This is a genomic window from Serratia nevei (genome assembly GCF_037948395.1).
Taxonomy (GTDB): domain Bacteria; phylum Pseudomonadota; class Gammaproteobacteria; order Enterobacterales; family Enterobacteriaceae; genus Serratia; species Serratia nevei.
This window is the reverse complement of sequence record NZ_CP149940.1, coordinates 300,499-323,638: the sequence shown is the minus strand read 5'-3', so window position 1 is coordinate 323,638 and position 23,140 is coordinate 300,499. Positions and strand designations below refer to the sequence as shown.

At 60.0% G+C, this 23,140-nt stretch carries 17 protein-coding genes; 2 read left to right on the top strand and 15 right to left on the bottom strand.

The features are described from left to right. Nucleotides 1–18: 18 nt before the first annotated feature. The 3 genes from V8N38_RS01430 to V8N38_RS01420 form a co-directional block, all read right to left on the bottom strand. Nucleotides 19–2,550 (bottom strand): outer membrane usher protein, encoded by a 2,532-nt coding sequence (locus V8N38_RS01430; RefSeq protein WP_147839655.1) that lies wholly within the window; start codon nucleotides 2,548–2,550, stop codon nucleotides 19–21. A gap of 29 nt (nucleotides 2,551–2,579) precedes the next feature. Further along, entirely contained in the window at nucleotides 2,580–3,125 is a 546-nt protein-coding gene (locus tag V8N38_RS01425; RefSeq protein WP_147839654.1) for a fimbrial protein, read from the bottom strand. Between the two features lie 78 nt (nucleotides 3,126–3,203). After that, nucleotides 3,204–3,764: a fimbrial protein gene (locus tag V8N38_RS01420; RefSeq protein WP_147839653.1), complete on the bottom strand. Its 561-nt coding sequence runs from the start codon at nucleotides 3,762–3,764 to the stop codon at nucleotides 3,204–3,206. A gap of 418 nt (nucleotides 3,765–4,182) precedes the next feature. Here V8N38_RS01420 and V8N38_RS01415 point away from each other — a divergent pair, with 418 nt between their 5' ends. Then, entirely contained in the window at nucleotides 4,183–4,938 is a 756-nt protein-coding gene (locus tag V8N38_RS01415) for a winged helix-turn-helix domain-containing protein (RefSeq protein ID WP_147839652.1), read from the top strand. A 57-nt stretch (nucleotides 4,939–4,995) separates the two neighbouring features. Here the strand turns inward: V8N38_RS01415 and V8N38_RS01410 are convergent, their stop codons facing one another. The 11 genes from V8N38_RS01410 to fes form a co-directional block, all read right to left on the bottom strand. Further along, a complete protein-coding gene (locus tag V8N38_RS01410; protein WP_147839651.1) occupies nucleotides 4,996–5,490 on the bottom strand; it encodes a hypothetical protein in 495 nt (164 codons plus the stop codon). After that, nucleotides 5,471–6,292 (bottom strand): winged helix-turn-helix domain-containing protein, encoded by an 822-nt coding sequence (locus V8N38_RS01405; protein ID WP_244951301.1) that lies wholly within the window; start codon nucleotides 6,290–6,292, stop codon nucleotides 5,471–5,473. The genes V8N38_RS01410 and V8N38_RS01405 overlap by 20 nt, the downstream gene beginning before the upstream one ends. 229 nt (nucleotides 6,293–6,521) lie before the next feature. Beyond that, nucleotides 6,522–7,139 (bottom strand): DUF2238 domain-containing protein, encoded by a 618-nt coding sequence (locus V8N38_RS01400; protein ID WP_147839650.1) that lies wholly within the window; start codon nucleotides 7,137–7,139, stop codon nucleotides 6,522–6,524. Nucleotides 7,140–7,260: 121 nt separating this feature from the next. After that, nucleotides 7,261–8,280 carry a YncE family protein gene (locus V8N38_RS01395; RefSeq protein WP_371935057.1) on the bottom strand — a complete coding sequence of 340 codons (1,020 nt, stop codon included), beginning with the start codon at nucleotides 8,278–8,280 and terminating at the stop codon, nucleotides 7,261–7,263. A 105-nt stretch (nucleotides 8,281–8,385) separates the two neighbouring features. Continuing rightward, on the bottom strand, nucleotides 8,386–9,246 hold the full coding sequence (locus V8N38_RS01390) for an isochorismatase (RefSeq protein WP_004930014.1): 861 nt from the start codon (nucleotides 9,244–9,246) through the stop codon (nucleotides 8,386–8,388). A gap of 3 nt (nucleotides 9,247–9,249) precedes the next feature. Further along, the gene (locus V8N38_RS01385) at nucleotides 9,250–10,878 is read right to left on the bottom strand and encodes a (2,3-dihydroxybenzoyl)adenylate synthase (protein ID WP_147839648.1); all 1,629 of its coding nucleotides are present in this window, start codon (nucleotides 10,876–10,878) and stop codon (nucleotides 9,250–9,252) included. 7 nt (nucleotides 10,879–10,885) lie between these two features. Next, nucleotides 10,886–12,091 carry an isochorismate synthase gene (locus V8N38_RS01380; RefSeq protein WP_147839647.1) on the bottom strand — a complete coding sequence of 402 codons (1,206 nt, stop codon included), beginning with the start codon at nucleotides 12,089–12,091 and terminating at the stop codon, nucleotides 10,886–10,888. A gap of 212 nt (nucleotides 12,092–12,303) precedes the next feature. Further along, entirely contained in the window at nucleotides 12,304–13,560 is a 1,257-nt protein-coding gene (gene entS, locus V8N38_RS01375) for an enterobactin transporter EntS (protein ID WP_047729313.1), read from the bottom strand. A gap of 176 nt (nucleotides 13,561–13,736) precedes the next feature. Continuing rightward, on the bottom strand, nucleotides 13,737–17,681 hold the full coding sequence (locus V8N38_RS01370) for an enterobactin synthase subunit F (RefSeq protein WP_147839646.1): 3,945 nt from the start codon (nucleotides 17,679–17,681) through the stop codon (nucleotides 13,737–13,739). Between the two features lie 32 nt (nucleotides 17,682–17,713). Then, on the bottom strand, nucleotides 17,714–17,920 hold the full coding sequence (locus V8N38_RS01365; protein WP_048325765.1) for an MbtH family protein: 207 nt from the start codon (nucleotides 17,918–17,920) through the stop codon (nucleotides 17,714–17,716). Further along, nucleotides 17,895–19,274 carry an enterochelin esterase gene (fes, locus tag V8N38_RS01360; RefSeq protein WP_072271055.1) on the bottom strand — a complete coding sequence of 460 codons (1,380 nt, stop codon included), beginning with the start codon at nucleotides 19,272–19,274 and terminating at the stop codon, nucleotides 17,895–17,897. Before fes ends, V8N38_RS01365 begins: the two co-directional genes overlap by 26 nt. A 284-nt stretch (nucleotides 19,275–19,558) precedes the next feature. On the opposite strand from fes, the gene V8N38_RS01355 reads away from it, so the two are divergent. Further along, nucleotides 19,559–21,841: a TonB-dependent siderophore receptor gene (locus V8N38_RS01355; RefSeq protein WP_060425198.1), complete on the top strand. Its 2,283-nt coding sequence runs from the start codon at nucleotides 19,559–19,561 to the stop codon at nucleotides 21,839–21,841. A 56-nt stretch (nucleotides 21,842–21,897) separates the two neighbouring features. Here V8N38_RS01355 and V8N38_RS01350 read toward each other — a convergent pair whose 3' ends face one another. After that, nucleotides 21,898–23,130, bottom strand: coding sequence for a YncE family protein (locus tag V8N38_RS01350; protein ID WP_038879328.1), 1,233 nt, complete (start codon nucleotides 23,128–23,130; stop codon nucleotides 21,898–21,900). Nucleotides 23,131–23,140: the final 10 nt, after the last annotated feature.

Below are 23,140 nucleotides of genomic sequence, written 5' to 3'. Positions count from 1 at the left end.
AATCGCGGGAGTATCGGTTTACTCTGTCTGTGTCCCGATGCTCGCCCTGCATGGCAACAGCAGGTTGCTCAACGCTATATCCGTGCGGATTTCCGGCAATGTGATCCGACATTGCGCTTTACCATCCCAATTCACCGTCATCTCCGTATTGGGCTGAATGCCGCTTAGGTATACGCTACCCTCATCATTCACCAGACCTGTCTGCTGCTGCCGGCTGTTGTATATCTGTGCGCCAAACGGCGGTGCGCTGCCGTCGGCCAGGCGAATAACGGCCATCGCCTTTTGCCCTGAAATCACGTCAAAACGCCGGTAACCAATCGCGCCCTCGGTCAATGTCGCCTGCACCACCGACTGCGTTGCGTCAACATCATCCGGCAAGGTATTCAGATCAATACTCGCCCTGCTGCGGTAATAACTGCTGACATCCGCGACTACCGCCTTGCCAAACATATTGGTACGCGTCGTTGCGCCATACCCGCGGATCGGCACCCCGGCTACGCCTTGAGTGTCCAGCAACAAACGTGTTCCGCCAAAACTGCCATTCCGATGCAGCGCAGCCCCCTTGGCCGTTGCCGTCATTCCGCCTTGCAAAGAGAACCCCATAGATGAGTAGCTGCCTCCCTGGTAACTGGCGTTGGCACCGATACGCGCGTTATCCCCCTCGTGGGTATAGAAAGCGCTGGCCGAGCCCCCCTGGCGTGATAGGCCACTGCTCAATTGGTAGTTGTTGTGCTCATCCAGCCTTTCGTAATATCCCACCCGCTGTGTGCTTTCGTTACGGTTCCACGAGCTGCTGTAACTAATGTTGGTATTTACCCCCCACGGCAAGGTGAAGGACAGATACATGCCATCGTCATTGGTTCCTTGATATTTATTTCGATACGCCGTGAGCGACGCGCTCATATTCCTCAGCGAGCCCAAATCGAAATAACGGGAAAGCGCTAAGCTATAACGCTCACTCACGGGCTGATCCCAATAGGTCTGGTGGCTGTAATTGAGATAGCTGCTTATGCCCAAATCACGAAACTGTTTATTCAGCGTGATGGTGTACATCTCTCGGCTCTTTCCGAGGTTATTGTCGTAGTAACGGGCATCCAGATATTCACTCATTGTCATAAAGTTCTGCTGCGAGAAGCGATAGCCGGCAAAGGTGATTTGGCTATCGTATTCGTCAAAGCTTTTTGAATAACTGATCCGGTATGATCCACCGCTTTTAGTGCCATCCCGTTGCGGCAATTCCGCACGTGATTGCGTGGAGTCAAATGACACCGCCCCAAAGGCCAGCAGATCACGCCCCACCCCCATAGACAAGGCCTTATAGTCCCCGCCCCCCAAAGCGCCACCGTACAACGACCAACCGTTGCTCACCCCCCAAGAGAACTCGCCGGTAGCGAACAAAGGCCCCTGCACGCGATGATTCCAATCTGAAGGCCTGCCGCTGGCAAATTTGTAACGCACTGCACCTGGCCGCGTCAGATAAGGAATATTAGCGGTGTCTACCTTGAACTCCTGCACACTGCCGTCTTGCTCTTCTACCCGAACATCCAACTGCCCGTAGATGGAGTCATTAATGTCTTGGATGCGAAATGGCCCCGCAGCAACCCGGGTTTCATACAGTACCCGGCCGAGCTGACTAATGACGACTTTAGCGTTGCTTTTGGCTATCCCAGTCACTTCCGGCGCATAGCCACGGAGGTTAGGCGGCAACATATTGTCATCCGAACTTACGCTGAAACCGGTGTAACGAAAACTGTCGAAGATATCCGTCGCCAGATAGTCCTCTCCCAAGGTCAGCCGAGCGCCCCAGTTAGGCAGAGCGCGGAAAGCGTAGTACCGGCTCCAATCGAAATCTTGCTGCGTTGATAAACCGGAGCCGGTTTGATGATTGATGTTCATCTGCCAGTCAGCACGCAAACGCCAGGCCCCCAAGTTGGCCCCTGTCGTGCCGTTCCCACTCAGGCTGTAGGACTGCAGCCCGGTTTGCTGAGTGCGTTGCACCTGTGAATTCAGGTTGTAATCCAACAACACCCCCGGAATGCCTTCATCCCAGCGTGCCGGCGGATCCCAATCCGGGGACGAATACACCAAATAAGCCTGAGGAACGTTCAAATACAGGGCGGATGTCGCCAAATCACCTTTGGCCTCCAAACCGTTCAGACTGGTGAGGTCAAGACACTGTTCGCCGTGCCACCAACGCAACTTGGCCAAGACATCTGTTTTAAACCCGAGCTTTTCAACCAACGCTGGCGATATGCACGCTGCACTACCCTTCGCCTCATATTCCGGCGCATAGAAGGCTATAGGTTCTTCGGACAAAACCTGCGTGTTCAGGTGAATCGACATGATATATTTCCCCGGCATAATAAAGCCGCCACGGGAAAACTGACTCAGGTCAATATTTTTCCTGTCGTTTAGATCCAACACGTCAATGTTAAACTGCACCTCATCGTTCGCCTGCAATTGAAAAGGCACGCTGCATATCGCCAAAGAAATACACACCCCCAGCAGACTCAATAAAGGTGCTTTCGAGTTATTTGCGTTCAATTTCATGGTGCCGCCAACCTTTAACTTATTTATAATCAGTAGTAATTCAATTTAAAACGGATAGCGGTTCTATAATCCCCGGCATGTAATATCTGGCGATTAGCTACCAGCTGCATGGAATAGTTTAAGTAACTCTCTTTTATTATTGAGCCATCTATTGGCATGGCGAGACCCGGGTAAATCACATTGCCTACGCCGTCTGAGAGACGTAATGCAATTCCCTTTGCCTCTCCCGTCACCCCGAATAATCCATTATCGACCCGGCCATCAAACGTCATTTGGAAATGCTGACGACCGGGTTGCATTTTCCCCACGTCTGCTAAGCTGCAGTTCAATAACCGCAAACTGAATGGTTTGGTCAGCCCGTAACCGTCTCGGGCAATTTGCGCTACCGGCAATGCTTGCATATCAATGGTTTGATCGCGACTCACTGCTTCAATAGCACAAGCAGCATCGACAATGGCACCTTCCATATTGACTCTGCCCCACCCAATCACAGAGCTCTGCGCTATTGATGGCTGGGTAATAAAAATCAGGATCAACAGGGAAGGTACCACTAAGGCCTGGGTTTTCTGAAACATATACAAGTTCCTGGCAATAAGATTCCATTTTAAAAAGCATGCGGTTACCCGCATGCTGAATAAGCTTGTGAATATGACTTATTGATAGTTCAGAGCGAAGTTAACAACGCTAGTGAACGCACCTGGGACGATGGTATCCAGAGCGCCGCCATTGCCTTTCAGGAAGGCTTTGAATGCCAGCTCAGCGCCAGTATCACCGATCTCGAGCTTCTGGCCGGCGGTAGCCGTGCCCAGTTCAACGACAGCGTTAGCATTATTGGTATCAGTAATCACGATACTTGCCCCTTTAGCGGTGCTCCCACTACCCAACGCGATCATTTTCTTGTCAGTACCTGCAGCACCACCAGCCTGACCGGTAAAGGTTGTTTTTACAGTTTTTGCAGTTGCAATGGTGCAGTCTTCCAGAGTGATCTTAAACGTCTCTTTTACTTCGGACTCACGGCCGTCTTTCAGGCTCAGGTTGGAAACCTGGCCCAGTGGTACGGTTTGATCGATATTACCCGGTGCGATAGAGCATGGCGCATCAATGATTTCACCGGTGAAGGTAACAGTACCGCTACCCTGGTTCGCTGCCTGGGCCATCATGGAAGAAGTGCCGAAAGCCAGCACGGCGGCAATCATAATTTTGTTCAGTTTCATATAAATCCCTTACATTCCTTAGTAAACAGTGGAGTAAATTAAATCCGTAAGTCACCGAGGCAATGCGGCAGTGTTTTCATTTTCTGTGCGTTGCCTCGATGGCTAATACGCTGCATTTGGCGCCCCGTATCAGTGGGAACAAATTTACATCCTCACATCGTCAAATGAAACGTTATGCTTAAAATAGACAAAAACACAGTTTTTAAATCTAAAAAATACAAATTAAATAGATTTAAAACCCAAAAAATAGCTTTTAATTATCGATATTTATTTTAAAAAACTTGTAAAAATGGAAATATTTCACCAAATTTATATCAATAGAGAGAAAAATCCTATTTACACCCAAAAGGGAGGATTGAAAAAAATACGCTCAGCCATCAGAATAATCTCTCGACAGGAAAGTTGACGGAAAGTAGAAATGATTTTCATCATAAATGACATCGTCCTTTATAATGAGGAGGACGGCACATTGGCGCATATCGATAACGCCAGCAATAAAATAGCTTTACTTAAGCCCAGCGCCAGACTGTTATCGATGTTCATTCGTAATAATAACAATCTGTTGCTGCGGGAGAGATTGCTTAATGAAGTGTGGGTCGAACACGGCCTGAAGGCTTCGAATAACAACCTGAATAATTATGTCTCCGGCTTGCGGAAGTCTTTGGCGCAATGCGGTACAGAAGATATTATCGTGACTTATCCACGCCAGGGGTTTAAATTCAGCGCCATTAGTATTCACGAGACAGATTCAAAACAGGAGAAATATAAGAAAGATCATGAAAACACGTTGGAAACCACCATCATCCCGCCACCGGGAAATAAACAGCCGGGTATACAGCGATCGCTACAAAGATTAATTATGATCATGGCGGCCTGCCTGGTGCCTTTTGCTGCCATCGTGCTGTATAAAAACAGCACGCGCATTAATGTATATCCTTTGGGAAGCTACGGAAATTGCCAGATTTACAGCATGACGTTAGGCAGCGGCGATTTAGGCCAAATCAAACGGGTTATACAACGCGCTGGTTTCAGTTGCCAAACGCGCGCCGACGTTTATTACTACGATAATATCCGCAATGAGGGCGCGGAAAACAATGAACAATGGGTGACGTACTGTCCCCGAGCCGGTAACAGCCCCTGCATCAACAATTATATCGATAACAAGCAGCATTGAATTTTACGAATTATCCCCCAGGGTCACCAAACTGCTCCCCCGGCAATGCCGGGGGAGTTATTCCTCTTTGGTCGCGCAAACAAACCACGGTGAATAATTGTTGCTCACCAGATAGTGGTAACGATCAACCTGCTCGATACGCAAATGATACAACGCCCCCACCGCGGGCAGCCGCCGATTCATCTCATCTTTCGTCACCGTATCTGCCGACTTTCTGATGTTTTCGTCAACACGCAATACATAGTTACTCCCCTGTCGTTGATACGATAACGCCACAGCCCGGCTGATATCGTAACGCGTATCCCCTTGATAAAAACTGCCGTTAAGCAACACAGTGGCTTTGCGTGGGCCGTCCGGCACGATACTGACCAGCAGCAAGCGTTTCCAGACTTCATTCGGCATCGTGTTCGTTATCTGTACCACCGCACGGCATTCCGGTATCTGCGGTTTAACAAACAGCCTATACCCGGCTATAGCGAAAATCAGTATGGTCACCGCGCTTAACAGTGCTAACCGATACTGCCAAATCCGCCTACAAACTCTGGTTTTCATGGAAATTCTCGCACTGTGCTTCCCCAACCTTCATCTTTGCCTGTGGGCAATAATAAAAGTAGAACGATCGGAACCGCCCAGCGGCATTCGGCAAAATGAATTTGCTGTCGTAATACAACACTGTTGCCGGCACATTGCATGGGATGTTTTTCTGCTCCAAGAGCCCTTTCAAACGGCTTAAATCAACCTCACCCGGCCCTGGCTTGTGGTATGAGGTAACAAACTTGATCTCACAGCTGCCGATGTTGCCCACCGCCATCGCGCTGAGCGGCGCATAGCCGCTGTCCTGCCAGGCCCAGATCCCGCTTCCTGCGGCCAACAGCAGCAACCCGCTCAGCCCAATGCGTTTGAAGCGCGTCAATCTAGCCGTGGGCTCTGCAGCAGGCGCGGCCTCGCCGACGGGCGCCGCGTTCTGCACCATCAGCGCCTCCGCCTGGCTATCTGTCGTCTTCAGCTCGCGAGCGGTAAACATAAACCCCTGCCGCGGCAGGGTGACGATGATCTCTTCCTCGCCGAGCGAAGAGAATGCTTTGCGCAGAATCGAAATGGTGTTGTTGAGGTTGTTGCCGGAAGCGACCTGGCCATGTGCCTCCCACACCTGCGTCAGCAGCGTTTCGCGGGAAAGCACCAGATTATTGTTGCGCACCAGGGCGGAAAGCAGGCGGTTCAGCGTGGCCGTCAGCACAATCGGCGGAATGTCGTCATGCAGCGAGATCAGCTCCGATCTATCTTCATGATATTTAATATTATTATTAATTATGTATCTCATAATTCCCTGCGCGATAAACTGGTTAACGCCCATTAGCCCCTATCAAACGTGGCAATATTAGCATAGCGCAAATGATAAGAAAATTCTTAACAAAAAGAATAAAATACAATAAAAACAAATACATATTCAATCTCACCATACAATTCACAGAGTGAATTTTGCAGCCTTTTTCTAATTCAATGCACGCATAAAGTGGATTAACAAACTGAGCATAAATAAAAAAACCCGCCATAAGGCGGGCCTGAGCAACGTTGGAAAATACTCAGCGTAGGCGGCGAATTTGCCGGTCTTGCCAGCCGGCGAGCAGCAGCAAACCGCATAGCGCGCCGAGCAGCGCGCAGAACATATCGGACTGGGTGTCCCACGGGTCGCCCTGGGTGCCGAGAAACTCGTCGGCGCCCTGGCCCAGCGCCAGCGCCGCCCACCACTCGATCAGCTCATACACGGCGCTGATGGCCAGTACGATGCAGCACACCACAAAGCCCAGCATCTTGCGGCCCTGCACATAGCCGCCGCGCAGCAGGATTTCGCGCGCCACCAGCGCCGGCACCAGCCCCTGGAAGAAATGCCCCAGTTTGTCGTATGGGTTGCGGCCAAGATCCAGCCACTGCTGCACCTCAAACCCCAGCGGCACGCGGGCGTAGCTGTACATGCCGCCGAAAATCAGGATCAGCGCATGGAAGAAAATCAGCGTGTAGAGCAGCGGCGTCAGCGGATAACGGCGATGGGTCAGCCACAGCAGCGGCAAGGCGATCAAAACCGGCGCCACCTCCATCAGCCAGGTGGTGCGATCGTAAGGGCGGATGCCGCTGTGGATCAACACGGCCAGCAGCAGCAGGGTGATAACGAACAACAACAGCGTGGTGCGCGAGGCGGGCATAACCAACGTTCCTTCGGGTTAACGGATCAATGCACACTTTATACCGCAGATCCTGGGGCGAAAAAAAACAGGCGGAGCGTCGCCGCTTCGCCTGTTCGGTGTGCGCTTACCCTGAGCGGGATTATTTCAGCGCTACGCGGATCACGTCGTCCGGCGCGGTGGCTTCTTTCTCGCGGCTGGAAGCCTGCTTGACGCTGACGTACAGCGTCTGGCCGTCCGGCGACAGCGCCAGGCTGTTCGGGTGGGTCGGCGTCTTGATGGTGTTCAGCACCTTGTAGCTCTTGGCGTCGATTACGCTCACTTCGCCCGCCTGGCGATGGGTGACGTAAACTTCATTGCGCGCCGGGTTGAACAGCACCGCCAGCGATTCCGGCACGTCGATCTTGCTCAGAACGTTGCCGTTGCGGGTATCCACCACCAGCACCTGCGGCTGCTTGGAATCGGTGATGAACGCGCGATGGGTAGCGGTATCCAGGCTGATGTTCAGGAAGAAGTGCTCTTTGGACTCATCCAGCTTCTTGCGCGACAGCACCTTGTTGGATTGGGTGTCGATGGTCACCAGTTCGCCGTCGGCGTTGGTGACGTACAGGCGCTTGGCGGCGGCGTCCAGCGCCAGGCCGGTGCCGTATTTGCCGGTGTCGGTCACGGTGGCGCGCAGGGTCAGATCCTTACCGTCCACCACCCACACCACGCTGGATTCACCCAGCCCGGTGATGTACAGGGTATCGCTGTCGGCATCCGCCACCAGTTCGCGCGGCGCCAGCGGCTTGACGGTCTCGGAACGCTTGCGCGCGTCCAGCACCAGGCGGCCTTTCACGTCGCCGGTCTTGGCGTCGATGGCGGTCACCGAGTTATTGACGGTGTTGCCGAAGAACAGCGTGCCGGTCTTGGCGTTGACGGCGGCGCCGAACGGTTTGATGTCGTTATGGATAATTTGGGTCACGTCCAGCGTGGTCGGATCCAGACGGTAAACGATGCCGCCCTTGTCCAGCTTGCGGCTCTGCGACGTGGCCAGGTAGAGCGCGTTCTCGCTCGGGCTGTAGGCCATTTCATAGGCGCCCTTGCCAACCGGCTTGCGCAGCACTTCCGGCGCGGTCTGCGCCAGCAGCGTATTGGAGAACAGCAGCGTGGACAGCAGCATCAGCGGGAATGCCGCACGTTTTCCCTTGGTGATCAAAGTATTCATCGAAATCTCCTTATAGAGCCAACGGGGCGGCCGCTCGGCCGCCCTCTTTCGTTATTAAAATCAGGCTTTCTCTTCGGAAAGCAGCGCCCACCAGCTGTCGATGGTCGGGTTGCGCGCCAGCGCGATAAAGTCAATGTCGCCGCGGATCTTGCGCCAGCGGGTCGCCAGCTCCATGATGCGCACCGAATCCAGGCCGTAATCGATCAGGTTCTCATCGTTGCCCATGTCTTCGCTGTCCTCGTCAAGCAGCGGCAGGATCTGCTGACGCAGCGCATCGATGCTGGCGATACCGGCAGCCGGCAACAGAGACGCGGTGGTCACCACCCGGCCGCAGCGGCCGGCGGTGTAACGCAGCGCCATCAGGTGTTCGTCGCGCGAGAAGTCCGCCAGGCCATCGGCCACCATGAACGGCTGGATATTGCGCATGAAGGCGTCGATGGCGGTGGTCAGGCAGCCGATGTGCGCATACACGCCACAGATGATCAGCTGATCGCGGCCGGACTCCTGCAGGATCTCCTGCAGCGGCGAGCGGTGGAAGGCGCTGTAGCGCCATTTCACCAGCACCGTGTCGTCTTCGTCCGGCGCCAGCGCGGCGGTCACCGCCTGCTGCTCGGGGTGTTTGTTCAGGCCCGGCCCCCACATGTCGTTCAACAGCGCGCGATCTTCATCGCTCTGCTGGTTCGGCTGCGCGGTATAGAACACCGGAATGCCCTGCTGTTTGCAGTAGCGGCGCAGGTTGGCGATGTTCTCCACCACCTGTTTAATCAGCGCGCTGTCTTCGCCCCAGAAATTGAGGAAATACTGCTGCATGTCGTGGATCAGCAGCGCGGCGCGCTGCGGTTCTACCTGCCAGGTGACTTTATTTTGCGGCAGTTCGTCCGCCGTCGGCAGCGCGTAATCATTAAGTTTTGGAATGGCCATCGATTAATCTCCCTGAGCCTGAGTCTGTAGTTGCGCGTCGAGCTGCTGGCGCAGCCGTTTTTTGTCCACTTTGCCGACCGGGGTCAGCGGCAGGCTGTCCACCTGAATAAAGCGATCCGGCAGTTTGAAGTCCGCCACGCCCTGCTCGCGCAGGTGGCGACGCAGCACCACCGGCTTCAGCGGCGCGTTGGCGATGATATAGGCGCAGCTCTTCTCCCCCATCAGCGCGTCCGGCATCGACACCAGCGCGGCGTTGATCACGTCCGGATGACGCAGCAGCAGGTTCTCGATCTCCTCGGCGGCGATCTTCTCTCCGCCGCGGTTGATCTGATCTTTCTGCCGCCCCTGCACGGTGATATAGCCGTCTTCGCTGATGCTGATCAGATCGCCGGAGCAGTAGAAACCGTCGGCGTCGAAGGCGTCGGCGTTGTGCGCCGGGCTCTGGTAGTAACCGCGGAAGGTATAAGGCCCGCGCGTCATCAACCGCCCGACCTCGCCCGCCGGCAACGGATTGCCGTCGTCATCCGCCACCCACACTTCGTCGTCCGGCGACATCGGCCGCCCTTGCGTCGTCAGGATGTGGCGTTCGTCGTCGTCCAGCCGGGTGTAGTTCACCAGCCCTTCCGCCATGCCGAACACCTGCTGCAGTTGGCAGCCGATTTCGTTCTGAATGCGCGCCGCCAGCGTTTCGCCCAGCTTGGCGCCGCCCACCTGCAGCAGTTTCAGGCTGGCAAGCTGGGCATTGCCGCCCCACTCTTCGATCGCCTGCAGCCACAGCGTGACCGCCGGCGGCACCAGCGCCGTCACGTTGATTTGGTGCCGTTCGATCAGGCGGAAGCACTGCCCGGCGTCCGGATCGGCGGCGAACACCACCAGCCCCGCGCCATAAAACACGCCCAACACGCCCGGCGAGCTCATCGGGTAGTTGTGCGCCACCGGCAGCGCGCACAGATAGCGGGTCTGCGCGTCGAAACGGCAGATCTCCACGCTGTGGCGAATGCTGTAGTAGTAATCATTGTGAGTGCGCGGGATCAGCTTCGGCGTACCGGTGCTGCCGCCGGAAAGCTGGAAGAACGCCACCTGATCGGCCGCGGAAGGCTGCGCGACGAAACCGTCGCTCGCTTCGTCCAGCCAGGCGGCTAGCGCCAGTTCACCCTCGGGCTGGCTGCGCAGCGCCACAACCCGCAGCGAAGGATGCGCATCGCGGAAGGCGCTCAGGAATTGATCGTCGGCAAACAGCCCGTGCTGGCGATCGGCGATCAGCAGCGCCGGTTTGATCTGCTCGGCATAGGCGTTCAGCTCGCTGCGCTGATGGCTGAATAGCGCGTTGACCGGCGCCACGCCAATTTTCAGCAGCGCGAAGAACACGATATAGAACTCCGCCACGTTGCCCAGCTGCACCAACGCGGTGTCGCCGGATTTCACGCCGCGGCGCAGCAGAGCGGCCGCCAGGCGATCGGCGCGCTGCTGCAGCTCGCGGTAGGTCAGGCTGCCCTGGGCGTCGATAATCGCCGGGGCGTCGTTGTTGGCCTGGCGGTCGAGGATCTCGGTCAGCGGCTTGTCAGTCCAGTAGCCGCGTTCGCGATAGCGGCTGGCGAACTCCGCCGGCCAGGGGGTAAAGGCAATGCTCATCTTGTCGTTATCCTTGATTCATACCAAAGGCACGCAGAATGGTGCTGAGTTTGGTGCCTGTTTCATGCCATTCAGATTCGGGTGAAGAGTCTTCCACGATGCCGGCGCCGGCGAACAACCGCACCCGGTTGCCGTCAACGGTGCCGCAGCGGATAGTCACTACCCACTCGCCGTTGCCTTCGTCGTCGCACCAGCCGACGATGCCGCCGAACAGGCCGCGATCGAACGGTTCCAGCTTGCCGATCAGGGCGTGCGCCTCGGCCGTCGGCATGCCGCACAGCGCCGGCGTCGGGTGCAGCAGGCAGGCCAGCGACAGGGCATTTTCATCTGGAGACGCCGCCTCGCCGTCGATCGGCGTAGAGAGATGCCACAGCGTCGTGGTGGTCAACAATTCAGGGGTGTGCGGCACGTTCAGGTAACGGCAGCGGCCGGCCAGCACGTCACGCATGCTTTCGGTGACGATGCGATGCTCGTGGCGATCTTTCGCCGAGGCCATCAGCCGCTCTCCCACTTCGCGATCGCGCTGCGGGTCAGCCTCGCGCCGGGCGGAACCGGCCAGCGGGTTGGAATAGAAACGGCCGCCGTCCTGGCGCAGCAGCAGCTCCGGGCTGGCGCCCAACAGCGCGCCCTGCTCCAGCGGCACATGGAAATGGAAACCGTGCGGGTTCTGGGCAATCACGCGCGCCATCAGCGCATGGCGATCCACCGGCTGGCGCGTTTCGATCTCCAGCAGGCGCGACAGCACCACTTTATCCAGTTCGCCGGCCTTCATCGCGTCGACGGCGTCGCTGACCATGTTCATAAACGGCTGCTGCTGCGGCAGCTCCGTCACGCCGGCCAGTTCAGGGCCGTTCGCCGGCGGCCGAACGCCGGCCATAAAGGCGGCGCGATCGAACCAACGGCTCTGCTGCGGAATAAACAGCGCCGAAGGCTGCCGGGTATCGAAAGGTATGGCGCCGCACAGCAGCGGTTTTTTGATGCCGGCCTGCCGGGCCTCGGCAAACGCCTGCCGTACGCTGCGCTGGAACTCGCCGTTCAGGTCGGCGCCGTCTGCGGCCGGCAGGCGAATGCGGCTGAAACAACCGGTGGTGGTCAAGCTGCGGAAAGGAGAGGTAAAGAAGAAGCCCGACGCCGGAGAAAAATCAGCGGCGAACCGGTGTTCTTCGCGCTCCTGCATTTCCTTTCGATTGATGTCGTTCACGGCAGTATCCATCGCTTCGCCCTCAAGGATTTGAAGTGATAACCAATATAATAATGATTATCATTTGAGTTAATTCCGCGCTAAATTACTCGCCGATATTTGCTATGTCAATAAACGTAAGCACTTCTTTCATTTCGAAATCATGACATAAACGCTGTGGGTTTTACGCATGCCGATGATAAGCATTGCTATTTGATCCCACAGCGTTGTCTTAACGCGTTCGACTACTTTTCTGTGGCGGGCTGCGGCTCCGGTTTGTGCAGCGTGACCTGGCGCAAACCGGTCATGGCGAACAGCAACAGGATGCCGAGCACCGCCGCGCCGAAGCCGAAACCGCTGGCGCTCATCGCCGGCAGCATGAAGGCGCCCATCGCCCCCAGCAATAATGCGCCCAGCGCATCGCCCACCACGTTCTGCGCCGTCCACAGACCGTTGATGCGGCCGAGGAAGTTGTCCGGCGTCAGGCTCTGGATCAGGCCGTATTGCAGCAGCGAGTTCAGCGCGCTCAGGTAGCCGAACGCCACCAGGCACAGCAATGCCAGGCTGTACCACGGCATCAGGCCGAACAGGCCAATGGCGGCGAACGCCGCGATCGCCGTCAGCAGCATCACCCAGCCGGGGCGCGCCACGTGCGCCACGCGCCCGCTGGTGAACGCACCGATAGCCGCGCCGAGCGGCACGGCGGCGTACATATAGCCGAGGTGGGCAGCGTCGATGTGCCAGCTCTCCGCCATCGCCGGGTACAGCACGCGCACCGCGCTGGCCATGGTCAGCAGCGCGCCGATCAGCGCCACCATGCCGATCACCTTGTTCTGGAACAGGAAGGCGAAGCCGCCCGCCAACGCGCGCAGCGGGTGTTCACGCGGCTGCGGCGGCGGCATCAGCTGCGGCAGGCTCAGCAGCGGCAGCAGCGTCAACAGGGTGCCAAACGCCGCCAGGCCGTAGTTCCAGGCAATGCCCATATGGGCAATCACCAGGCCGCCAATCGCCGGGGAAAGAATCGAGCCGAAGCGCACCGTCAGCATGCTGATGGCGCCTGCCTGCACGATGTTTTCGCGGCCCACCAGCGCCGGCGTGGCCGCCAGCAGCGCCGTCACCCCCACCGCGCCGAAGAAGCCGTCCCACACCGCCAGCAGATAAATGGCCGCCAGCGAAGGTGACGGCAATAGGGCGTTGAGGCACAGGCCGACGAAGCCGACGCCGCAGGTGGAACGCGCGAACAGGATCAGCCGGCGCCGCTCATAGCGATCGGCCAATACGCCTCCCATCAGCAGCCCGGCGAACATGCCGCCGCCGGCCAGCGTCACCGCCAGCCCGACCTGCAGGGTGGAACCGGTCAGCGCCTGGATCTGCACCGGGATGGCGATCGCCATCAGCCCCAGCGCCACAATGGAGATAAAGCGCGCGCAGAATACCGCGCGGAAAGCCCGGTTGGTTTTCAGCAGGCTAAAATCAAGCAGGATGGAGGGTTTGCTACTCATCGGTTGTTCACCACATCTTTAAACGGGGATTCTGCAGTTGCGGGGCGCTATGCTAGCACAGATGGCGAAATCAATAATGATAATAAAACTCATTGATATTCAACTGTGAGCAACCGCAAGAAACGCCGCCACACGCGGGGTAATCCCCGTGCCTGGCGGCGAGATGACCGGCGCGATTACAGCGTGCGCAAGATCCGGTTCAGCAGCGGCCCCAGCACTTTGAACGACGCCGGCGAAACGATATCGACATGCGCGCAGTCCAGCTCGTGCGCCTGCAGCGCATCGACGTACTGCGACCAGGTCTGCTGCACGTCCATCCCTTCCTGCAACGTGCGTTTGGCGACGAACAGCGTCGCCTGACCGCGGAAGCGGGCGGTACGCGTGTGCGACAGCAACCGCACCGAATCAGCGTAGTTGGCTTCGATGTTGTCGAACATCGCGGTGCGCGTCTCGCCCAGCGCCGGATCGAGCGTATCCTGCGACACCGCCAGGAACTGCTCGCGCTCGCGCTGCACTTCCTTCAACACGTTGTCGTCCAGCATCACGTCCCAGTTTTGGGTCTCCGGCGGATAGGTATCCAGCAGGCCGAGGAACGCCACCTGCTCGCCGCGCGCCTGCAGCCGGGCGGCGATGCCCTGCGCCAGCGTGCCGCCCAGCGAGTAGCCGATGAAGTGGTACGGCCCGTGCGGCTGTACCTGCAACACCGTCTGCAGGTGGGCATCCACCACCTGATCCATATCTTCGCTCAGCGCCAGCGGGCCGTCCGGCCGCGGCGACTGGATACCGACCAGCGACCAGTGCTGATCGAGATAGCGCGGCAATACGCTGAACTGCCACGAGAAACCGGACGCCGGGTGCAGACAGAACAGCGTCGGCCCCTCGGTGACGCGCAGCGGCAATACGCTGTCGAATCCGCTGCGATCGGCCTCTTCCTGCGTGCGATCTTCCGCCAGCAAGGCCGCCAACTGCTCAACGCGCGACGCCACCATCACCTGGCCGACGGACACCGCCTTGCCCAGATCGCGGCGCAGCTCTGCCGCCAGACGCATCGCCAGCAGCGAATGGCCGCCGAGCGCGAAGAAATCGTCGTCGGCGAACACCTGCTCGCGCTGCAGCAAGCGGGCGAACACCGCCGCGATCTCGCTTTCCAGCCCGGCCTGCGGCGGCCGTCCTGCCTTGCGTTCACCGCCCTGCGGCTGCGGCAAGGCCTTGCGATCCAGCTTGCCGTTGGCGCTCAGCGGCAAATCGCTCATTTCCACCAGCGCCACCGGCACCATGTGCGGCGGCAGACGGTCGGCCAGCGCCGCGCGCAGGGCTTCCGCATCCCAGTTCGCGCCAGGCTGCATCACCAGATAGCCTACCAGCTGGCGCGCATCGCCGCCGGCGTCCACCGGTGTGCCCTGCAGCACCAGCGCGTGCGTCACCGCCTGGCGCACGCCCGGCAGCGACAGCAAGGCGTGGTCGATTTCGCTCAGCTCGATACGCTGCCCGCGGATCTTCAGCTGATCGTCGCTGCGGCCCAAATATTCCACCGCGCCGTCCGGCAGCCAGCGCGCCACGTCGCCGGTGCGGTACATGCGCCCGCCCTCGCCGAACGGATCGGCGACAAAGCGGCTGGCGGTCAGATCCGGCCGGCCAAGGTAGCCGTGCGCCAGCTGCACGCCGGTCAGATACAGATCGCCCGCCACGCCCGGCGGCACCGGCCGCAGGCGCGCGTCAAGAATGCGCAGCCCGGTGTTCCACACCGGCAGGCCAATCGGCACGTTGGCGCCGGTCACCTTCGCCAGCGCCTCGCCGTAGGCCGGATGCCAGGTCACGTCCACCGCCGCTTCGGTCGGGCCGTAGAGGTTGTGCAACGGCACCGCCGTGCGGCTTTGCCACAGGCGGCACAGCTCCGCCGGCAGCGCTTCGCCGCTGCAGAACACCTGGCGCAGCGCGGCGCAGCTCGCCACCGCCGCGTCGTCGTCCAGGGCGGCCACGAAAGCCGCCAGCATCGACGGCACGAAGTGCAGCGTGGTAATGCGGTGTTGCGCGATCAGCTGTTGCAGTTGCTGCGGATCGCGATGCGCCTCCGGCGGGGCCATCACCAGCCGGGCGCCCACCATCAGCGGCCAGAAGAATTCCCACACCGAGACGTCGAAACTGCACGGCGTTTTCTGCAGCACCGCGTCGTCCGCCCCCAGCGGATACTGGTGTTGCATCCACAGCAGGCGGTTGACGATCGCCTGATGGCCGACCAGCACGCCTTTCGGGCGCCCGGTGGAGCCGGAGGTAAAGATGATATAGGCCGCATGGTCCGGCGTCGGGCCCGCGATCGCCACCCCGGCGGCGTGATCGGCCGTCAGCGGCGCGTCATACAGCAAGATTTCGCCCTTGTCGGCGAAACGCGCCTGCTGCGCCGGGTTGGTGATGACCAGCCGCGGCGCGGCGTCTTCCAGCATCATCGCCAGCCGCTCGTCCGGATAACCGGTGTCCAGCGGCAGATAGGCGGCGCCCGCTTCCACGATCGCCATCAACGCCAGCGACAGGAACACCGAACGCGGCAGCGCCACCGCCACGATGTCGCCCGGCCGCACGCCCTGCGCCACCAGCTCGCGCGCCAGCGCCGTGACCTGCTCGCGCGTTTCGCGGTAGGTAAAGCTGAAATGCGCATCCGCCAGCGCCGGCGCGTCTGGCGTGGTTTGCGCCTGCTGCGCCAGCAGCTGGCTCAGCGTGGTCGCCGGTACCGGGTGCGTCGTGTCGTTGACCCGCGCCAGCAGCGCGTGATCGTCGGCGGTCAGCATATCGGCTTCGCCGATCGGCAACGTTGCCTGCGCGGCGAACTGCGCCAGCAGCAGCGGCAGCCGCTGCAGGTGCGCCTGCAGTTCCTGGCGGCTGTATCGCTCGGCGTTGGCCAGCAGTTCCACCTTCAGGTGATGGTGCTCGTCGATAAACAGCGCAATCTCCAGATCGCGCACCGGCCCGGAGGCCAGATCGTGGGTGATGCCTTCGATACCGGCGAAGTCCAGCTGGTAATCGAACATTTTGAAGTTGAAGACCGTGCCGTACAGCGGTTCGCCGTCGCCGATGCGCCCCAGATCGCGCTGCACCTGTTCGGCGTCGTAGCGCTGATGGCGGCGCACCGTTTTCAGCTCGCGGCTGATGCGGGCGGCGGCCTCATACAGCGTGGCCTGCGGCTCGAGGTGCATCTCCATCGGCAGCACGTTGATCACCGGGCCGGCGGCGCACAGGGCGGCCGATCCGGTACGGCGCATGAAGATAAAACCGGCGCTGAAGCTCGGTTGGCCACTCAGGCGCGATACCCACAGCGCCACCAGCGCCACCGCCATATCGGCGGCGTTCAGCTTCTGCTGCGCGCCGCACTGCACCAGTTCGGCGAAGGCCTGCGGATCGCAGCGCTGTTCCAGCCGGTGGATGCGCGGCGTGGGGGTTTGCCCGGCCAGCGGCTGCGGGCAAAGGGTCGCCGGCGGCGGCAGCTGCCGCGCTTTTTCGAGCCAGAAATCGGCGTCGCGCTGCCAGGCCGGCGCCTCCCGGTAAGCCTGGTATTCCGCCACCACGTCGCTGAACGCCGTGAAAGGCGTCGGTTCCAGCGCGTCGCCGCGGCAAAGATGGGTGTAAATCGCCGCCACGCGGCGAGCGATGGCGGTGAAGCTGAAACCGTCCACCAGCAGATGGTGATAGCGCTGATACCAGAACCAGCGGTCATCCGCGAGGCGCATCACCACATGGCGATACAGCGGCGCGCCGCTGCTGGCGCGCAGATCGCTCGCCAGATCGATATCCATCAGCGCGCGCGCGGCGGCTTCGGGGTCCGGCGACGTCGTCAGATCGACGAGTTCCGGCTCGCGCACCGCCAGCGTGTTATCCCACCATTGCACCGGCACGCCGTCGCGTTCCGCAAAACGCAGGCGCAGCATATCCACCTCGCCCAGGCTCTGGGTAATGGCCTGCAGCAGAGGCTCTACGGCAATGGGGCCGTTGAGTTCGATGGCGTGGGCCACCGCGTAGGCATTGCGATGCGGGGAAATTTGATCGGCGACCCAGATGCCGGGTTGCGCCGCGACCAGCGGCCATTCGCCCGCAAGCGCCGGGCCGCTGAGAGAGTTAGGGGTGTGTGACACTGCTTATTGCTCCCGTGATTACCTGGCGCCGGTCACGCCTCGCGTGCTGCGACCGGCAGAATGTCTTGCCAATGCTGCTCCAGCCATTCGGCGCACGCAGTGCGCGCCGCCGGGCCGAAGACGATCGTCCACTCGGACGGAATGGCGCGGAAATCCGGCCACAAACTGTATTGTTGTTGTACGTTGCGCAGCACCAGGCTGCGCTGCTGTTGATCATCGAACGGATTCAGGCTTTCCATCATGTGTTCCTCGTGCCGTTGCCGTCGCCGATGCCGGATAAGCGGTGGCGAAAGCGGAAGCCCAGACCGCCTGCAGCCCGTCGGTCAGGCCGCTGCGCCAGCACAGCGCGTCGTGCCCGCCTTCCACCACCCGGTAGTGCACCCGATGGCCGGCGTCGCTCAGGCGCGCCGCCATTTCGCCGCTGACCCGGTGCACCAGCTTTTCCTGCGAACCGGCTTCCATAAATACCTTCAGCGCGCCGTGGTTGCCCAGGCCGTGTCGTTCCACCTGCTGCATCAGCCAGCAGGCATCGTCGGGAATGCTCGGCAACTGCAGCATGTCGCGCCGCGGCCACCAGTAGGAACCGGACTGGGTGATCACCGCGCCGAAGCGCTGCGGCCAGCGCAGCCCGGCATACAGGGAAGCCAGGCCGCCAAAGCTTTGCCCCGCCACCACCGTATCGGCCGGTTTGTCGCTGTGCGGCGCCCAGTCGGCCAGCTGCGGCATCAGTTCTTCCTGCACCGCCAGCCAGAAGTCGTCCTTGCAGGTCAGTTCGCGCGACCGGTGCGGCAGATCGATAATGTCGATCAGCACATACACCGCTTCCGGCAATGCCCCTTCACGGGTCAGCTGCATCAGCGGCTCCCAAACCGGCATCTGCTTCGCCCAGAACTGGCCGTCGAGCAGAATAGCCAACGGACGCTCGGCCGGCTTGCTGTCACCGGTGGTGTAGATCCAGACATCGCGGCTGTTGCCCAGGCGCTCGCTTTGCCAGGTATGGCGCTGCAAACGCGCCGGCAGCGGTGGCGTACAGCGCCCGCTGGCGATCTCGTACTCGTCGAACGAGCGCCATACCGGCTGCGGCGGCGCATCCGGCATGTGCAGGCCGGAGACGCTGTGGCCGCTGGCGCTTTGCCAGGAGCGATACGGGTTGAGCAGATCGGGGGTGGCGCTGGCGAACACCTGGTGCCACCAGTGGCGCAGGTTGTGCATGTTGGCGTGCGCATCGTCGCCGCTGAACGCCGGCGGCCGCTCGTCAAAGCAGGGGATAAAGCAGTAGCTGCCGCGCCAGGCGCCGCTCAGCTCGGTCTGCCAGTACCACACGTCGGTGCCGGCCAAACGCTGCAGGCTTTGCGGCGGATTCGGCTGATGATGGTCGGTCAGGCAGTTGATGTTGATCCACACGCGACGGTAGGCGGAGGTCAATTCGCATCCCTGAGGATCGCGCCAGAAAAAGGTGGTTCGCCAACGGCCGTTACCCGCCGGTTCTACCCATGGCGTACCGCGTCGTGCCACCGTCAACCACCACCCTGGACTGCCCGCATTGCTGCTGGCCAATAATCTGCTGCTTTCTGACTGTAGTTCTGTATTCACAACGCCTACCCATTTTGTAGTTGGCGGCACCGGGAACGTCGACTTTTCCCTATCGCCGGCCACCGCCCGAACGCACTGTACGCCAAATACTATTGATAATAATTTGCATTTGCAATAGTGTGTAAGGCTTGGAGATCGTGCTGGTATTGCGCGCAACGGACAGGGATCGGGGATACATCAATGGCATCCCTTGCCGCAGCCGATTTTCTATTTCCGACTACACAAAAACTACAACCGCCCTTCCCCCCGTTCGGCGAGGGATGGCAGCAAGGTAGGACACTCAGATGAAAAGCAAGCTATCACGTTATTCTTTAGCCACTCTTATCGGCTTGGGATTGGGCGCGTCCGCGTTCGCCAACGCCGCGCAGCAGACCGACACCACCACCACGGAAGAAAACAGCGGCACCACGGATAAAAAGCCGCGCGGCGAAGACACCATCGTCGTGACCGCCGCCCGGCAGAACCTGCAGGCGCCGGGGGTGTCCACCATCACCGCCGAAGAGATCAAAAAACGCCCGCCGGCGCGCGACATCAGCGAACTGATCCGCACCATGCCCGGGGTTAACCTGACCGGCAACTCCACCAGCGGCCAGCGCGGCAACAATCGCCAGATCGATATCCGCGGCATGGGCCCGGAAAACACCCTGATTCTGATCGACGGCAAACCGGCCTCCAGCCGCAACTCGGTGCGTCAGGGCTGGCGCGGCGAGCGCGACTCGCGCGGTGATACCGCCTGGGTGCCGCCGGAAATGATCGAACGCATCGAAGTGCTGCGCGGCCCGGCCGCCGCGCGCTACGGCAACGGCGCCGCGGGCGGCGTGGTCAACATCATCACCAAGAAGGCCGGCGATGCGCTGCACGGCTCGCTGAACGGCTACTTCAACGTGCCGCAGCACAAGCAGGAGGGCGCCACCAAGCGCACCGACTTCAGCCTGTCCGGCCCGCTGAGCGATTCCCTGAGCTTCCGCCTGTTCGGCGGCTACAGCAAAACGCAGGCCGACGCCTGGGACATTAACGAATCGCATAAATCCGAACGCGTAGGCGCCTACGCCAACAGCCTGCCCGCCGGGCGCGAAGGGGTGGTCGATAAAAACATCGACGCCTTGCTGCATTGGGACTTCGCCCATCTGCAGTCATTGGAGTTCGAGTATGCCTACGGCCGTCAGGGCAACCTGTATTCCGGCGATACCCAGAACACCAATACCAATGCCCTGGTGCAGAGCAACTACGGCAAAGAGACTAACCGCATCTACCGTGAAACCTTCGGCCTGACCCACCGCGGCGCCTGGGACAACGGCGTGAGCACCAACAACTACGTGCAGTTCGAGCGTACCCGCAATACCCGCCTGAACGAAGGCCTGGCCGGCGGCACCGAAGGCATCTTCGACACCAAAAATACCGGTTTCGGCACCACCAAGCTGGACGACTTCCTGGCGCACAGCGAAGTCAGCGTGCCGTTTGAGCTGGGCGTTTCACAGACCGCCACCCTGGGTACCGAGTGGACCCAACAGCGGATGAAAGACGGCACCTCCACCAGCCAAACGCTGATGGGCGGCACTATTCCCGGCATGGGCAACGGCACGCGCAGCCCTTACGCTTCCGCGCATATCTTCTCGCTGTTCGCCGAAGACAACATTGAGCTGACCGACACCACCATGCTGACGCCGGGTCTGCGTTACGATCTGCATTCAGAATCCGGCAACAACTGGAGCCCGGCGCTGAACCTGTCGCAGGAACTGGGCGACTACTTCACGCTGAAAATGGGCATCGCGCGTTCTTACAAGGCACCGACCCTGTACCAGACCAACGGCAACTACCTGCTGTACAGCAAAGGCCAAGGGTGTGCGGGCAGCGATGTCAGAAACGGCTGCTACCTGCTCGGTAACGACGATCTGAAGGCGGAAACCAGCGTCAACAAAGAGATCGGGCTGGAGTTCCATAACGAAGGCTGGCTGGCCGGCGTGACTTACTTCCGCAACGATTACCACAACAAGATTGAAGCGGGTAACTCGCGCATCGCCACCAGCAGCACCGGTACGGCGGTCTATCAGTGGGAGAACGTACCGAAAGCGGTGGTGCAGGGGCTGGAAGGCTCGCTGAACGTGCCGGTCAGCGAGACCGTCACCTGGAGCAACAACGCCACCTACATGATCGAGAACAAGAACAAGACCACCGGCGATTACCTGTCGGTGATCCCGAAGTTCACCGTCAACTCGACCCTCAGCTGGCAGGCTACGCAGGATCTGTCGATGCAGTCCACCCTGACCTGGTACGGCCGTCAGAAGCCGAAGAAGTACAACTACCAGGGTAAACCGGCCACCGGCGGCGAAACCCGCGAGGTCAGCCCTTATGCCGTCGTCGGCGCCAGCGCGACCTATGACCTGACCAAAAACGTCAGCGTCACCGCCGGCATCGACAACCTGTTCGACAAACGCCAGTTCCGCGCCGGTAACGCGCAGAACGTGGGCGACCCGATTACCGGCGCGATCAACATCGCCGGCGCGGGCGCGGCCACCTACAACGAACCGGGCCGTACCTACTACATGAGCATCAACACCCACTTCTGATGACATGACCCAACGACAAAGGGCGCCGAGGCGCCCTTTTTTATATTTATATTCAGTTAGTTGGTATGCAGCTGAATGCGCACCACGCTTTCCGGCTTACCGGCCTTGGTGGAAGCGCCGTCGTTTTTCACCGTCACGAACAGCGCGTCGCCTTTCGGATCCAACGCCAGGCTGTTAGGGTGCGGCGGCAGGTCTACGGTTTGCAGGCGCTTGAGCGTCTTGGCGTCGAACACCGTCAGCGTCCCGGCGCCATGATCCACGCGCACGCCTTTGCGGTTGGCGACATACAGCCGCTGACTGCGCTCGTCGAGCAGCAGGCCGATCGGCACCTCATCCGTCAGCTCGCTGGCCAGCACCTTGCCGCTGTCCGCATCCAGCGCAAACACCCGGTGGCCGCTGCTGCGCTTCACGTAGTCGTGCCCCAGATGATGGTTGCGGTAGTCGTCGCGATCGATGCCCTGATCGACGCCCAACAGGCGATTGCTTGCCGGGTCATACACCAGGTTCAGCAGCTGATCGGCCTGCACTTCATGCGTGGCGGTGATCGCCAGCGTGTCGGCGTTCAAGGTGATCACCTGCCCCTGCATGTTGGAGACGAACACCCGGCGGCCCTTCTCATCCAGCGTGATACCCACCGCGTTGTAGCCGAAGCCCGGGATCACTTTCTCCAGCTTGCCGGCTTTGGTATCGACCACGTACAGCACGCTGTCGACGCCGAAGCCCAGGCCCGGCAGGAACAGGCGGCCGCTTTGCGCGTCATATTTGATCTCGCGGAGGCGGTACAGATAGTCCTCAGTGATTTTAAACTTCTTCAGCTCCGCCAACAGGAAATCCAGACGCTTACCGCTGATGCCCGCCTGCTTGTAAGCCTGCTCCAGCACCGCTTTGTCCAGCAGCTTGATGCTGCCCAGCGCGTGGTTGGTGGTCGTGTCCACCACCCCGACTTCGCCGTTGAAAGCCTGCGTCAGGTACAGGCGATTGCCCGCATCGTTCAGCGCCACGCCGAAGCCTTTCACCTGCAGCGGGATCTCCGCCTTGATCGCCAGGGTGTTGGGATCCAGCCGCAGCACGCGGGAGCGCGCCTCTTCCTTCCAGTCCGGCGCGCTGACGAACAGCGCCTGTTGCGAGGTGCTGTAGGCCATCTCCACCACCGTCGATGACAGCGCCTCGCGCTTGATGTCCTGCGGTTTGATGCCGACATCGTCCGCCTGCGCGGCACCGGCGACCACCAGAGAGGCCGCCACCAGCAGCGACAGTAACGCGCGCGGGGTTGCTAGGGTTCCAGACATCCTTTTATCT